At 64.4% G+C, this 13,462-nt stretch carries 16 protein-coding genes and 1 pseudogene; 12 read left to right on the top strand and 5 right to left on the bottom strand.

The features are described from left to right. Window position 1: 1 nt before the first annotated feature. Both gatA and gatC read right to left on the bottom strand, forming a co-directional pair. Window positions 2-1,447, bottom strand: coding sequence for an Asp-tRNA(Asn)/Glu-tRNA(Gln) amidotransferase subunit GatA (gatA, locus tag C4901_RS01450; protein WP_110135814.1), 1,446 nt, complete (start codon window positions 1,445-1,447; stop codon window positions 2-4). 83 nt (window positions 1,448-1,530) lie between these two features. Then, window positions 1,531-1,821 carry an Asp-tRNA(Asn)/Glu-tRNA(Gln) amidotransferase subunit GatC gene (gatC, locus tag C4901_RS01445; RefSeq protein ID WP_110135813.1) on the bottom strand — a complete coding sequence of 97 codons (291 nt, stop codon included), beginning with the start codon at window positions 1,819-1,821 and terminating at the stop codon, window positions 1,531-1,533. 129 nt (window positions 1,822-1,950) lie between these two features. Between gatC and C4901_RS01440 the strand changes: the two genes are divergently transcribed. The 8 genes from C4901_RS01440 (at window position 1,951) to C4901_RS01405 (ending at window position 9,625) form a co-directional block, all read left to right on the top strand. Beyond that, on the top strand, window positions 1,951-2,994 hold the full coding sequence (locus tag C4901_RS01440) for a rod shape-determining protein (protein ID WP_065972322.1): 1,044 nt from the start codon (window positions 1,951-1,953) through the stop codon (window positions 2,992-2,994). Between the two features lie 64 nt (window positions 2,995-3,058). Then, complete coding sequence (mreC, locus tag C4901_RS01435) at window positions 3,059-3,922, top strand: rod shape-determining protein MreC (protein ID WP_110135812.1); 864 nt, start codon at window positions 3,059-3,061, stop codon at window positions 3,920-3,922. Continuing rightward, window positions 3,915-4,406 (top strand): rod shape-determining protein MreD, encoded by a 492-nt coding sequence (gene mreD, locus C4901_RS01430; RefSeq protein ID WP_110135811.1) that lies wholly within the window; start codon window positions 3,915-3,917, stop codon window positions 4,404-4,406. The genes mreC and mreD overlap by 8 nt, the downstream gene beginning before the upstream one ends. 3 nt (window positions 4,407-4,409) lie before the next feature. Beyond that, window positions 4,410-6,290, top strand: a complete 1,881-nt coding sequence (gene mrdA, locus C4901_RS01425) for a penicillin-binding protein 2 (protein ID WP_110135810.1) — start codon at window positions 4,410-4,412, stop codon at window positions 6,288-6,290. After that, entirely contained in the window at window positions 6,287-7,366 is a 1,080-nt protein-coding gene (gene rodA / locus C4901_RS01420) for a rod shape-determining protein RodA (protein ID WP_110135809.1), read from the top strand. The genes mrdA and rodA overlap by 4 nt, the downstream gene beginning before the upstream one ends. Window positions 7,367-7,454: 88 nt before the next feature. Continuing rightward, complete coding sequence (locus C4901_RS18960) at window positions 7,455-8,285, top strand: septal ring lytic transglycosylase RlpA family protein (protein ID WP_110135808.1); 831 nt, start codon at window positions 7,455-7,457, stop codon at window positions 8,283-8,285. A 203-nt stretch (window positions 8,286-8,488) separates the two neighbouring features. Next, the gene (locus C4901_RS01410) at window positions 8,489-9,340 is read left to right on the top strand and encodes an aminotransferase class IV (RefSeq protein ID WP_110135807.1); all 852 of its coding nucleotides are present in this window, start codon (window positions 8,489-8,491) and stop codon (window positions 9,338-9,340) included. After that, window positions 9,341-9,625, top strand: a complete 285-nt coding sequence (locus C4901_RS01405; RefSeq protein WP_110135806.1) for a YbeD family protein — start codon at window positions 9,341-9,343, stop codon at window positions 9,623-9,625. 292 nt (window positions 9,626-9,917) lie between these two features. Here C4901_RS01405 and C4901_RS19055 read toward each other — a convergent pair. Both C4901_RS19055 and tnpA read right to left on the bottom strand, forming a co-directional pair. Continuing rightward, window positions 9,918-10,049: pseudogene (locus C4901_RS19055) on the bottom strand (transposase); the annotation flags it as partial. A gap of 19 nt (window positions 10,050-10,068) precedes the next feature. Then, on the bottom strand, window positions 10,069-10,359 hold the full coding sequence (tnpA, locus tag C4901_RS17835; RefSeq protein WP_205736124.1) for an IS200/IS605 family transposase: 291 nt from the start codon (window positions 10,357-10,359) through the stop codon (window positions 10,069-10,071). A gap of 15 nt (window positions 10,360-10,374) precedes the next feature. Between tnpA and C4901_RS19050 the strand changes: the two genes are divergently transcribed. Then, the gene (locus C4901_RS19050) at window positions 10,375-10,542 is read left to right on the top strand and encodes a helix-turn-helix domain-containing protein (RefSeq protein ID WP_110135805.1); all 168 of its coding nucleotides are present in this window, start codon (window positions 10,375-10,377) and stop codon (window positions 10,540-10,542) included. Here C4901_RS19050 and C4901_RS17830 read toward each other — a convergent pair. Further along, window positions 10,472-10,897: a helix-turn-helix domain-containing protein gene (locus C4901_RS17830; RefSeq protein WP_205736123.1), complete on the bottom strand. Its 426-nt coding sequence runs from the start codon at window positions 10,895-10,897 to the stop codon at window positions 10,472-10,474. The two genes, C4901_RS19050 and C4901_RS17830, sit on opposite strands and share 71 nt — an antisense overlap. A 133-nt stretch (window positions 10,898-11,030) precedes the next feature. On the opposite strand from C4901_RS17830, the gene lipB reads away from it, so the two are divergent. The 3 genes from lipB to C4901_RS01370 are packed head-to-tail and all read left to right on the top strand — an operon-like array spanning window position 11,031 to window position 13,415. Then, window positions 11,031-11,708 carry a lipoyl(octanoyl) transferase LipB gene (lipB, locus tag C4901_RS01380; RefSeq protein WP_110135804.1) on the top strand — a complete coding sequence of 226 codons (678 nt, stop codon included), beginning with the start codon at window positions 11,031-11,033 and terminating at the stop codon, window positions 11,706-11,708. After that, the gene (gene lipA, locus C4901_RS01375) at window positions 11,662-12,624 is read left to right on the top strand and encodes a lipoyl synthase (protein ID WP_110135803.1); all 963 of its coding nucleotides are present in this window, start codon (window positions 11,662-11,664) and stop codon (window positions 12,622-12,624) included. Before lipB ends, lipA begins: the two co-directional genes overlap by 47 nt. Beyond that, on the top strand, window positions 12,621-13,415 hold the full coding sequence (locus C4901_RS01370) for a YdcF family protein (RefSeq protein WP_110135802.1): 795 nt from the start codon (window positions 12,621-12,623) through the stop codon (window positions 13,413-13,415). The genes lipA and C4901_RS01370 overlap by 4 nt, the downstream gene beginning before the upstream one ends. Window positions 13,416-13,462: the final 47 nt, after the last annotated feature.

Genomic DNA, 13,462 nt, shown 5'->3' with positions numbered 1-13,462 from the left:
CCTAGATCCCGGCCGGCACACGGGCGTGCCAGTCGGTGGCCTGTTGAAATCGGTGCGCGGCATTCAGGAGGCGCGCCTCGTCCAGATAGCGGCCTATGAGCTGCAGGCCGACCGGCAGCCCCCCGGCAAATCCCGCCGGCAAGGACAGCGCCGGCAACCCCGCGAGGTTGACCGGGATGGTGAAGATGTCGTTCAAGTACATCGACACGGGGTCGGTGTTCTTGGTCCCCAGGGCAAAGGCCGTGGACGGGGACACGGGGCCTGCGAGGATGTCGCACTGTTCAAAGGCGCGGGTGAAATCATCGGCGATGAGGCGCCGCAGCTTCAGGGCCTTCACGTAATAGGCGTCGTAGTAGCCGGCCGACAACGCATAGGTGCCGACCATGATGCGCCGCTTGACCTCGGACCCGAACCCCTGGCTGCGGGTCTTTTTGTACATGTCCTCGAGGTCCTGGTACTCCGGGACGCGGTAGCCGTACCGTACCCCGTCGTAACGCGCGAGATTCGAGGAGGCCTCGGCGGGCGCCAACACGTAATAGCAGGGCACGGCATGGGCGCTATTGGGGAGGCTTACGTCGACCAAACGCGCGCCCTGCCGCTCATACTCGCGCAGGGCCTCGCGCACGGCCTCCGCCACGTGAGGCTCGACGCCCTGCGCGAAATGCTCCGCAACGACCCCTATACGCAGACCCCTCAGGTCCTTGCCCAGTTCAGCGGCGTAGTCCGGCACCGGGACATCGAGCGAGGTGGCATCATGCTCATCGAAACCGGCCATCGCCGTCAGCAGATGGGCGCAATCCTCGGCCGTCTGGGCCATGGGGCCGGCCTGATCGAGCGAGGAGGCGAAGGCGATCAACCCATAGCGCGAGACCCGGCCATAGCTCGGCTTGAGACCGGTGATGCCGCAGAGGGCGGCGGGCTGGCGAATGGACCCGCCGGTGTCGGTCCCGGTGGCGGCGGGCACAAGGCGCGCGGCGACCGCCGCCGCCGACCCCCCCGAGCTCCCGCCCGGCACGCGGTCGCGATCCCACGGATTACGGACCGGACCGAAATAGGAGGTCTCGTTGGACGAACCCATGGCAAACTCGTCCATATTGGTCTTACCGACCATGACACAGCCGGCGGCCTTCATCTTCCGGACCACGGTCGCGTCGTAAGGCGGCACGAAATCGGCGAGCATCCGCGAGGCGCAGGTCGTCTTGACACCCGCGGTACAAAAGATGTCCTTGTGCGCGATCGGCACGCCGGCGAGAATCCCCGCGCCCCCCGCGCTCCGCGCGCGATCGGCGGCCTCCGCGTCGCGGCGCGCCGCGTCCTCATCCAGGGTGATGAAGGTGTTGAGCGTGGCGTGGGTCTTGATGCGTGCCAGGGCGTCGTCCACGAGTTCGCGGCTGGAACAACGGCCGGCGGCGAGATCCTCGGCAATCTTCGTGATCGTGAGCGTCAACGGGAGGTCCTTGAAGGGTGGCGCCTGGGACTATGCGTCCTTTAAAATCTATGGGTGGGCGGCTTGCGCGCAACGCCGCAGTCTCACTCGATGACCCTGGGCACGAGATAGAGGCCATCGCGGGCCTGGGGGGCGGCGGCCATGAGCTGGTTGCGGTCGATTTCCTGACGAACCACATCCCCGCGCAGCCTGAGGCCGGCCGCGTCGGGGTGGGTCATGGGCTCCACCCCGTCGGTGGCAACGGCATTCATGTGCGACACCAGATCGAGTATCCGGGACAGGTCCTGTGCGTAGGCCTCCCGTTCCGCCCCGCTCACACCCAGACGGGCGAGGTGCGCCACCTTTTCGATGTCTTTCGCGTCCAAGGCCGCCAACCCATATAGTCACGTTGATCCGTTGCACGCTACCACATTTCGGTCTCCGGTTGAACCCGGGGGGAGCGGTTGATAGAGTAACGCGATTTTAACCCCACCCCACCCTAAAGCTTAAGGGACAGAAATCCTATGTTTGGACGGCTCCGATCCTACTTCTCCAACGACCTTGCCATAGACCTCGGCACCGCCAACACCCTCATCTATGTCCGTGACAAGGGCATCATCCTGAACGAGCCGTCGGTGGTCGCCATCAGGCAGGAATTCGGGTCGCGGGGCGGGCGGAATATTCTCGCGGTCGGCATGGAGGCCAAACGCATGTTGGGCCGTACACCCGGCAGCATTCAGGCCATCCGTCCCATGAAAGACGGCGTCATCGCGGACTTCACCGTGACCGGCGAGATGCTCAAATACTTCATACGCAAGGTCCATGAACGGCGCATCTTCCAGCCGAGCCCGCGCATCGTCATCTGTGTCCCTTGTGGATCCACCCAGGTCGAGCGGCGGGCGATCCGGGAATCGGCGCAAAAGGCCGGCGCGAGCGAGGTCTATCTGATCGAGGAACCGATGGCGGCGGCCATAGGCGCGGATCTGCCGATTGCCGAGCCGACCGGCTCCATGGTGCTCGACATAGGGGGAGGAACCAGCGAGGTCGGTGTCATATCGCTCGGTGGCCTTGTCTATTCGACGTCGCTGCGTATCGCCGGCGACAAGATGGACGAGGCGATCATAAGCTACGTACGTCGCAAATACGGCCTGCTGATCGGCGAGGCGACCGCCGAGAAGATCAAGAAGGACATAGGGACCGCCTGGCAAAACAGTGAGGTCCGGCAGATGGAGGTCAAGGGGCGCCATATCGCCGACGGCGTGCCTCGTAGCCTGGTCCTAAACAGCAAGGAGGTCCATCTCGCGTTGAGCGAGGGTCTGGCGGGCATCGTCGCCGCCATCCGGCTGGCGCTGGAACAGACCCCCCCGGAACTGGGTGCCGACATCGCCGAGAAGGGGCTCGTGGTCACGGGCGGCGGCGCGCTCCTTCGCGACATCGACCGCATGTTGATGGAGGAGACCGGACTACCGATCGTGATCACCGATGATCCCTTGACCTGCGTTGCCCGCGGCTGTGGTCGCGCCTTGCAGGAAATGGAGGTCCTGGGGGACGTATTCGCGTACGAGTAACCCCCTGGGCGGCGCCGGCACGGTTACGCAGCCGCCGCCTTGTTGCAACACTTGTGGTAAACGCATGGGCACATTTCTAGGCTGGTCTCTCAAGCGGCCGTCCAATCTCGCCAAGCTGATCCTGTTCGCCTGCGCGTCCGTGGCCCTGATGGTGGCGGATGCCCACCATAACCGGGACGTGCGCGCGGTGCGTGGGACCATCCTGCGCGCCGACCACCCCCTTCAGGAGCTCGCGGCGCTCCCCTTCGCGCTGATACACGATGCCCGCCGGGATCTGCGTCTCAATAGCCGCCTGCGCCAGGAAAACGCCCGTCTCAGGGCCCGCGAGCAACGCCTGGAGATCAAGGCGTCCCGGCTCGCCGCCCTGCGCCTTGAGGTCAGGCACCTGACCGCCCTGCTCCACGGGTCCGCGATCCCCGGCTACCGCGCGGGTCTCGCGCGCATCCTGGATGTGGGTTCGGGCCCCTTCAAACAGCACCTGACCTTGAACGAGGGCAGGAATGACCACGTATTCGTCGGGCAGGCCGTCATCGACGCGCACGGCATAGTGGGACAGGTGGTATCGGTGAACCAGGATACGAGCGAGGTGATGCTGATCACAGACCCCGACAGCGGGGTACCGGTGATCTCCGAGCGCAACGGCCTGCGCGCCATCGTTTTTGGGACCGGATCGCTCCACCGCGTGAAGATCCCTTACCTGACGGTGACCGCCGATATCCGTCCCGGCGACGTTTTTGTGAGCTCGGGGCTCGGAGGAATCTACCCGCCAGGCTATCCGGTGGCACGCGTCACGAAGGTCACGAGCAACCCCAATCTCGCCTTCCTGAACATCCGCGCCGTGCCGCTTGCGCGCCTCACTTATCACACGCACGTGTTGCTGCTATGGCCGCGCGCACAAGCCGGGGCGCGGGGCACGCATCATGGATAATCCCCTTACGCTGAAACAGCGCCTGCTCATATTGGCGAGCTTCGTGTCGGCGATGATGCTGGCGATCATCCCGCTGCCCGACTCCGTGCGACTGTTGCGGCCCGACTGGGTGTCTTTGGTGCTGGTCTACTGGTGTATGGCGGTGCCCGAACGCATAGGGGTCGGCAGCGGCTGGGTCGTGGGGCTCTTTCTGGATGCGCTCTACGGCTCCCTGCTCGGGGAACAGGCCCTCGCCAAGGCCTTACTGGCCTTTCTGGCGCTGCATTTCACGCTGCGGCTGCGCATGTTTCCGCGCTCCCAGCAGGCGCTCGCCGTGGGAACTTTGATTGCCATAAGCGACCTTATGGTTATCATGATAAAATCGCTGGTTCATGGTACGCCGCCGCTGTGGCGCGACACCGCGCCCATGATTGCCAACGTTATCGTGTGGCCGGTTTTGTTCACCATCCTCCGGGAGCTGCGCCGGCGCGCCAAGATCAGCTGAGCCATGCGCATCATTCCTCTCAAAAACGACTCCCAGGAACTGCGGTTATTCGAATCGCGCATATGGGTTGCCGCGGTTCTCGGGACACTGCTCGTCTCCGGTCTGCTCGCGCGCCTAGGCTATCTGCAGATCGTCAAGCACCGCTACTATGCCACCCTGGCGCAGGACAATCGCGTAAGCCCGGTACCGATCGCCCCGGCCCGCGGGCTCATCCTGGACCGCAACGGCGTGGTTCTTGCCGACGACTTCCCGGTCTTTACGCTCCAGGTGACGCCCGATCGCGTCCCGAACATGGACCGGCTACTCGCCAAGCTAAGGCCGCTCGTGGCATTGAACGCGCAGGATATCCGCGGGTTTCGCAGGCGTCTCGCGCAACACAAACCGTTTCAAAGCGTCACGCTGCGCGCCCACTTGAGCGAGGCCGAGGCGGCGCGCGTGGCGGTAAACCTCACCCGCCTGAGCGGCGCGACCTTGCATGCCCAGCTGCGCCGCTATTATCCTCTCGGCGGCCTGGCCACCGCCGCCATAGGGTATGTGAGCCGCATCACCCAGGCCGAACTGCATGGGCACGATGCCGAGCGCTATGTCGGCTATCGCGACATCGGTCAGATGGGGGTCGAGAAGAGCTATCAGAAGGATCTGATGGGGCGTATAGGGTACAAGGATGTCGAGATGGACGCGCGCGGGCGGCCGGTCAAGGTGCTAAAGCGCATACTGCCGCACGCCGGCCACAACCTCTACCTGAACATAGACGCCCAGATGCAGGCGATCGGCGAGCAGATGCTCAATAACCGGCCGGGCACCGTGGTCGCCCTGAATCCCCGCACCGGCGCGGTCCTTACGTTCATAAGCAGCCCCATCTATGATCCCAACCCGTTTGTCGAGGGCATACGCGAGAAGGCCTACAAGGCGCTTGCGACCAACCCCGATGGCCCCCTGGACAACCGCGCGTTGAACGGCCTGTACCCGCCAGGCTCCACCATAAAGCCATTCTACGCCTACGCCGCCCTGCAGACCCGGTGGTTCCATCCGCACAAGCACATCACATGTCCCGGCTATTATCACCTGCCCCATAGCGCGCACCTGTTCCACTGCTGGAAACCGCTCGGCATGGGCCGCGTGGACTTGAAAGAGGCCATAGAGCAGTCCTGCGACGTATACTTTTACCGTCTGGCCTTCAAGCAGGGCATCAACCGCATGACCCGCTACCTCACCGATTTCGGGTTCGGACACCGGACGGGCATCGATCTCCCTGGCGAATACCGGGGGCTCGTGCCCACCAAGGCCTGGATCAAGGCCAGCGGCAGACCCTGGTATCCGGGACAGACAGTCATCACCGGTATCGGTCAGGGTCCCTTGCTGGTCACGCCGCTGCAACTCGCCGACGCGGTGGCGGCCATTGCCAATCATGGCATCCGCATGCGTCCGGAGGTGGTACGCGGGATCGTGAACCCGGTCACCCACCGTGTTCGCTTCCGCAAACCCCACGCCTATCCGGCCGTGCCCCGGCACCGCAAGAACAGCCTGAAGCGATTGATCCGGGACATGACGCAGGTGGTCGAGGGCCCGCACGGGACCGCGCGGGGCATCGCCTACGGCCTCCCGTACAAGGTCGCCGGCAAGACCGGGACGGCCCAACTCTGGAGTGCGGCGCCCGGCTTCAAGGGGAAACATATCCGCTCCGATGCGCTGTTCATCGCCTTCGCGCCGGTGAGCCATCCGCGCATCGCGATCGCGGTGGTCGTCGAACACGCGGGCTTTGGGGCACTGGCCGCGGCCCCGATCGCGCGCGCGCTCATGAACTTCTACCTCCTGGGCCATGTCCATGCGCGGCCGCAGAATCAATTGCGACCGCAGATCGCGCAGGCAAGGATCAGTCCATGACGCTCTTTGAACGTTGGCATATCGACAAGCCGCTCTTTAGCGCGCTGGCGATCCTCGCGATCGTAAGTCTGGTGGTGCTCTATAGCGCCAGCGGGGAAAGTATCGACTTCGCGTTGAGTGATGCCGTGCGCCTGGCCATCGGGTTTGTAGTCATGATAGCCGTCGCCCAGATCCCCCCGGAAACCTATCGGCGCTGGTCGGTCCCGGCCTTTGTCGTAGGGGTACTTAGCCTGGCCGCGGTTTTGGCAATCGGTGTCGTGCGCTTCGGCGCCCGCCGCTGGATTGCCCTGGGACCGCTGTCCCTACAGCCGTCGGAGTTCATGAAACTGCTCGTGCCCATGGCCTTGTCCTGGTTTTTTTCGCGCAGCCACCTGCCGCCGCCCCTCGGGCGCATCATCGCCGCGGCACTCATCCTGCTGATCCCCGTCCTTTTGATCGCCAAAGAGCCGGATCTCGGCACGGCGCTGATCGTCATGTTGTCGGGCCTCATCGTCTTGTTCCTCGCGGGAATCGGCTGGCGAACCATCCTCACGGTCCTTATGATGGGCGCAGCCGCGGCCCCGGTGCTGTGGGCGCACATGCACCATTATCAGCGCCAGCGCATCTATATCCTGTTCCACCCGCAAGCCGACCCCCTGGGGGCGGGCTATCATGCCATCCAGGCGATGATCGCAGTCGGCTCCGGCGGCCTTTTTGGGCAAGGCTGGCTGAACAGTAGCCAGGCGCACCTCCATTTTCTGCCGGACAGCACCACCGACTTTGCATTCGCGGTTTTCTGTCAGGAGTTCGGCCTGCTCGGTAATCTGGCACTGCTCGCCCTCTATCTCTTTATCGTCTATCGCGGCCTGCGCATCGCCTTTTCCGCACAGGACAGCTACTCTCGGCTGCTCGCCGGATCCTTGTCGATCCTGTTTTTCTTTGACGTCTTCATCAATATGGGCATGGTGGCGGGGATACTGCCGGTGGTCGGCGTGCCATTGCCGCTCCTAAGCTACGGCGGTACCTCGCTCATCATCATCATGGCCGGCCTCGGGGTGCTCATGAGCATCCACAGCCACCGCCGTCTGGTGAATTGAGGCCATGCCCGCGGGATCCGCCACCAGGATTTCCGTGGAGACCGGGCGTGCTGTACCCTGGATTTCCCAGGTCACGGGACCTCAACCCATGGGCAGTCGTTTCGGGACTGGCTGCAGGCGCCTTGCGGGCGGTCTGTGTCTTAGCCTTGCGCTCGCCGGTTGCGGTTTTTTGCCAAGCACCGGTTACCGCAATCCCGCGGACCTTTCGGCGCGCAATGTCGTGCCCCACAAGCTGGCCTTGAGCCCGTACGGCAACAGCCCCTACACGGTCGATGGGCGCACGTACTATCCTCTAAAAACGGCCGCCGGCTATCGCCAGCGCGGTATCGCCTCCTGGTATGGCCTGCCCTTCAACGGACAAAAGACCGCGGACGGCGAGACGTACAATATGTACGCCATGACCGCGGCCAGCAAGGTCCTGCCGCTGCCGTGCTACGTGCTCGTGCGCAATCTCAACAACAACAAGACCGTGATCGTGCGCGTCAATGACCGCGGACCGTTCTATCCCGGGCGTATCATCGATCTGTCCTACGCCGCCGCCGCGCGTTTGGGGATGCTCGCCACCGGAACCGCGCCCGTGGAGGTCGAGGGTATAGTGCCGGGCCAGGGCCGCCGCCGGCCGATCCCTGTCGATCATCACGGACCCGATGTATTCGGGCCGCACCCCGCTCGCCGCGTGGCGCGCCGAGCCTTTTTCGTGCAGGTGGGCGCCTTCGCGCGCCATCAGGACGCCGAACGCCTGGCGCACCGCCTCGACAAAAAGGGGCTCACGGATCCCCGGATATTTCATGACGACGTGAACGGCCGCGGTCTCTATCTCGTGCGCCTGGGACCGGAGGCGGATAAGAACGCGGCCCTGGCCTTGTCGGCGCGACTATACCGGGACGGCATGGGGCATGGTTTGATCATCGATCCGTGAGCGTATTCGCGTTTTCGCCCGTACGACAACAGCTGGCGGCTGGCGGGCACCAAAGGGTCCTCTTATAATTGTCATGGGCCGAGGGCGCCAGGCGATCCCAACGGGTGTGGGACATGCCCTTGGCCGGGCGTTTTGACATGGCCGCAGGGCCACGGGGGGTCAGCGACCGCAGATCGTTGCGCGGATAGCCAAGGAGGCATCCCATGCTCGTATATCTGAATGGCGACTGGATACCCGCGGATAGCGCCCGCGTATCGGTCTTCGATCGGGGCTTTATCTTTGGGGACAGCGTCTACGAGGTGATACCGGTCTATGGGCATCGCACATTCCGGGAAACGGCGCATCTCGCGCGTCTCAAGGCCAGCATGGCCGCGGTCGGTATGGACGAACACCTGGGTCCGGTCCACTGGCCTTCGGTATGTGCGCGGCTGGCCGAGACCTTGCCGTCCGGCGACGGGACCTTGTATCTGCAGGTGACGCGCGGGGCGGCCCCCCGCCAGCATGCCTTCCCGGCGAATGCCCCCCTTACCTTGTTCGCCTATGCGCGGCCACGGGTATCGGAACCGGCGGGCAACACGGCCTGCACCGCAATACTGTGCGATGATATCCGATGGACCCGTTGCGATATCAAGACGACCTCGCTCATCGCCAATGTGCTGCTGGTCCAGGAGGCCTTGAGTCGGGGTGCCGATGAGGCCCTGCTGGTACGGGACGACCGGGTCAACGAGGGCGCGGTCAGCAACGTATTCGCGGTATGCGGTGAACGACTGCTTACCGCACCGCGCAGCCACCTCATCCTAGGCGGCATCACCCGCGATGTGGTAGTGGAGCTGGCCGCCGGGCTTGGTATCGTCGTCGAGGAGCGGGCACCGTCCCGGGCCGAACTTTCGGGTGCCCACGAAGTCCTCATTACGAGCTCCAGCCGTGAAGTGGCGGCGGTGACGCGCATCGACGGCAAGCCCGTGGGCGATGGCAGGCCCGGCCCCGTGTTTCATCGTCTGCATGCGGCCTTCCAGACATTCAAGGAGGAAGTCCGCATGGGCAGGAGGATGTAGATGGCGACGAATGGACACGATGGCAAGGCACCCGAGATCCTGACCTTTCCGTGCACGATCGACATCAAGGCGGTGGGCAAACACTCTCCGCGCTTCGAGGCCTTGGTCCACGAGATCGTCTCGCGCCACATCGGCCCCCAGGACCTGTTGTCTTGCACCAGCCGCGAGAGCCGGGGCGGGAATTATCTCGCCATCACACTGACTATCCGCGCCACCGCCAGGACCCAGCTCGATGCCATCTACGAGGCCTTGAGTGCCCGACCAGAGGTCCTCATGGCCCTTTGACATCCTTTCCCCCCTCCAGCAGCGTCTCGGGAGATCGTGACGGTTGTGATCCTGGCCGCCTTCGAGAGTGTCCGCGACCAGACGATGGCCAGGGGCGCGATCATCTTCGCCAACGTCAGGGTCTTGCCGTCCCACTGAAAGGCGCTGGTCGTGTATTCAGCCGACTGCGTGCCCCATTTGGTTCTAAACGAGGGGTATCGGGACCGCAGCAAAGAAGTTGTTGAACATTTGCCCGCGCATTCCGCCTCCTGGGCCGTAGGCCAGGAGGGGGCATTGTGGGCCGCATGGCCTATCAAGCGGGCTGATTACCATTGCGCGGTTTTTCCTTTGTCCCCTGACTTTCCACGTAACGCCGCACGGTCTCCCGCGTGGCGCCGCCGACACTGCCCACATAATAAGCGCGATGCCAGAAGTATGGCTTCCAGTAAAAGGGCTTGAGGTGTTCAGCGAACCGGTTGCGTGCGCGACGGGCGCTGGCGGTCTTTCAGATTGTTGATCCGGGTGGAGACGCTGGGGGCTGGATGGATTGCCACCAGTAGATGGACATGGTCGGCCTCGCCACCGAATTCCAGGAGCGTGCATCGCCAGTCTGCCAGTATTTCCGTAAAGGATTCGCGCAGGTACTCCAGCAACTCCGGCGTCAGCGTTTTACGCCGGTACTTGGTCACGAACACGATATGCAGCCTGGACGAATAGACGGCATGAGATAAAGAGGCATTTTCTTTATTCTCCATGCGGCCAAAGGGATCATGGGACATATGCGCACGCAAACCGGCTTCCGCTTTCGGTGTTATCCGACGCCCGCGCAGGCGCACATTCTGCTGCGCGGGATCGGTTGCCGGCGGTTCATCGACAACGCCAATCACGGAAGACCGGTATTACCGGACGTTCGCCCGGAAGGCGCTGGGTTTGCCTGAGCCGTATCCGCCCGTGGACCAGCAGTACAGCCGCTACATCCATCCGGACCTCACCCCGCATAAGCGGTTTAGCGGCGGGAGAGTTCGTGACCGCCTGGAGATGGCGCAAGGACTGCTGGAGCGGGACGCTTGAGACTTCGTTCAGCCACAAGCGGTCCGGTTCTTTCTTCAACTGCGTCAGGAGCGCGGAGGTCGCGTGATAGCCAATGCTCTTATGCGTATTCATCCAGGCGTCGGAGCGCATACGCGGCATGTGGTTGTAGACATAGCGCGCGCACCCGAATGTCCGGGTCAGGATCACTTCCTGATTGGGCGTCGGGTAGAACCGGAAGCGGTAGGCGCGCTTGATGTCCATTCACACATGCTAGATACTCCGTCTAAGAGATAGCCATTCGATCCAGGAGGAGCGGGAACAGGCGGCTACGACCGAAGGGAGTCCCTGTGGGATCCCTCCCCGGCCTGAATGCCGGGGTTTCCCGCGCAAACCGATGAGCGAAGACCTCAAGGTTCATCGCTGGCATGGCCTCGTGGATTTCCACGATAGCTGGCAGGCGATGCGCGCATTCAACGAGGCCCGCGCCGACGACACACCCGACGAGATCTGGGTCTTGGAACACGCCCCGGTCTACACGCGCGGACGCAATGCCAAGGAGGCCGGGCCCCCGGGTTCGATCCCGACGGTGGATACCGATCGCGGCGGGGATCTCACCTACCATGGCCCCGGGCAACTCGTCGTCTACACCCTGATCGACCTTACGCGCCGCAAGATCGGGGTCCGGCACCTGGTATCGGCCCTGGAATCGGCCGTCCAAGACACCCTGGCATTCTTTCAGATAGACGATGTCGGCACGCGTCCTGGCGCGCCCGGCGTCTATGTCGGTGACGCCAAGATCGCCTCGCTGGGATTGCGTATCCGCGGCGGGCGTAGCTATCATGGGCTGGCCTTGAACGTGGCCATGGACCTGCGGCCGTTCGCGGCCATCGCGCCCTGCGGCTACCAAGGCCTGCGCATGACGCAGGTCACCGATTGCGGGGTCGCGACGGACTTGGACCAAGTCGCCGCCATCCTGATCCCAGAACTCATAACACGCTTACGGCGTCACCCGGAAGACCCCTTTCATGACACAGACATCGGACTCAGAACCCGGCCGTCCACGGGCCCTTAAAGGGCTACAAAAGATCAAGGTGCGCACCGCGCGCGAACCCGGGCATCCGCCGGCACCCAAGCCCGCATGGTTACGCGTGCGCTCGCCCCTGTCCCCGGAGGTCGGACGTCTGAAGACGGTCCTGCGCGACCACGCCCTTCACAGCGTTTGCGAAGAGGCGTCGTGCCCGAACATCGGCGAATGCTTCGGGCATGGTACCGCGACGTTCATGATCATGGGGCGGCTGTGTACGCGGCGATGTCCGTTTTGCGACGTCGCGCACGGCCGCCCGGACGCGCTCGACCGAGACGAGCCGGCACACCTCGCAGAGGCCATAGCGGCCATGGGGCTACGCTTCGTGGTGATCACCTCGGTCGACCGCGACGACTTGCGGGATGGAGGCGGGGCCCATTTCGCGGCCTGCGTCGGCGCGATACGCGCACGCGCCCCCACGGTCCGGATCGAAACCCTGGTGCCGGATTTCCGGGGGCGGGTGGAGGCGGCGCTGGAGGCCCTGGCCGTGGCACCCCCGGACATCTTCAACCACAACATGGAGACCGTGCCGCGGCTCTATAAGGCCGTGCGCCCCGGGGCCGATTACGAGGGCTCGCTTGCGCTCCTCCAGGCCTTCAAGCAGCGCTATCCGGACATCCCAACCAAGTCCGGCCTCATGGTGGGCCTGGGCGAGGGCCGCGATGAGATCGAGCAGACGCTCAAGGACCTGCGCGCGCACGGCTGCGAATGGCTCACGGTCGGACAATATCTGCGTCCGAGCCTTGCGCATCTGCCCGTGGACCGGTATGTGAGCCCGCAGGAATTCGCCGAGATCGGCGAGGTCGCGCGCGGGCTCGGCTTTCATAACGTCGCGAGCGGCCCGCTCGTACGGTCCTCCTACCATGCCGACCGTCAGGCCGCGGGGGAGGCCGTGGGGACGTGATCGTCTGGCATGGCCTGGTCAATGCCTGCCTCACCCCGCCCGGACTTTTTCTGCTGCCGATGGCCATAGGCCTCATACTGCTGGCGGCGCGCAGGCACAGGACGGGTGCCGCGCTCGTGGCCTTGTCGTGGGCCGGGCTATGGATCGTGAGTCTGCCGGCGGTGAGCCACCCGCTTGCGCGCGACTGGGAGAGCTACCCGGCCTTGAGCCGCCCGCTGCCGATCGGTCCACGGGCCATCGTCGTGCTCGCCGCCGGACGCTACCACGATGCCCCGGAATACGGGGGGCGCGATACCGTGGGCGCCGATACCCTGGTGCGCCTGCGCTACGCCGCGCGACTCTTTCGCGAGACCCATCTCCCCATCCTGGTCTCGGGTGGCGCCCCGCTCGGGGGAACCGCCGCCGCGCGGCTCATGCGTCGCGTCCTGAACCGGGACTTCGCGACCCCCGTCAAGTGGGTGGAGGCGAGCTCAAAGACCACCGCGCAAAACGCCCGCTATTCATGGGCCGTCCTGCATTCCCAGAAGATCCGCTCGATCTTTCTCGTGACCCAGGCCTGGCATATGCCGCGCGCGGTGGCACTGTTTCGTGAAGCGGGTTTCAAGGTGGTCCCCGCCCCCACGGGCTTCGTCACCCGCTCGCGTCGTGGCCAGACGATCCTCGCCTACCTCCCCAGCGCCCACGCGCTCGCCCTGTCGGCGTTGATCTTCCACGAGATGATCGGTCTTGCGTGGGTGCGGGTGCGCGCCCTGCTCCCCGCACCCCTGGCGCACCTCATAAGCCACGGCTGAAACCGTCCCTGAAGGTCCGATTCTTCGCCCCCGGGGCGCGGGTTAAG

Origin of the sequence: Acidiferrobacter sp. SPIII_3, assembly GCF_003184265.1 — a bacterium.
Classification (GTDB): Bacteria; Pseudomonadota; Gammaproteobacteria; order Acidiferrobacterales; family Acidiferrobacteraceae; genus Acidiferrobacter.
Note: the sequence above shows the minus strand (reverse complement) of the source record. Positions and strands in the feature narration are given on the sequence as shown.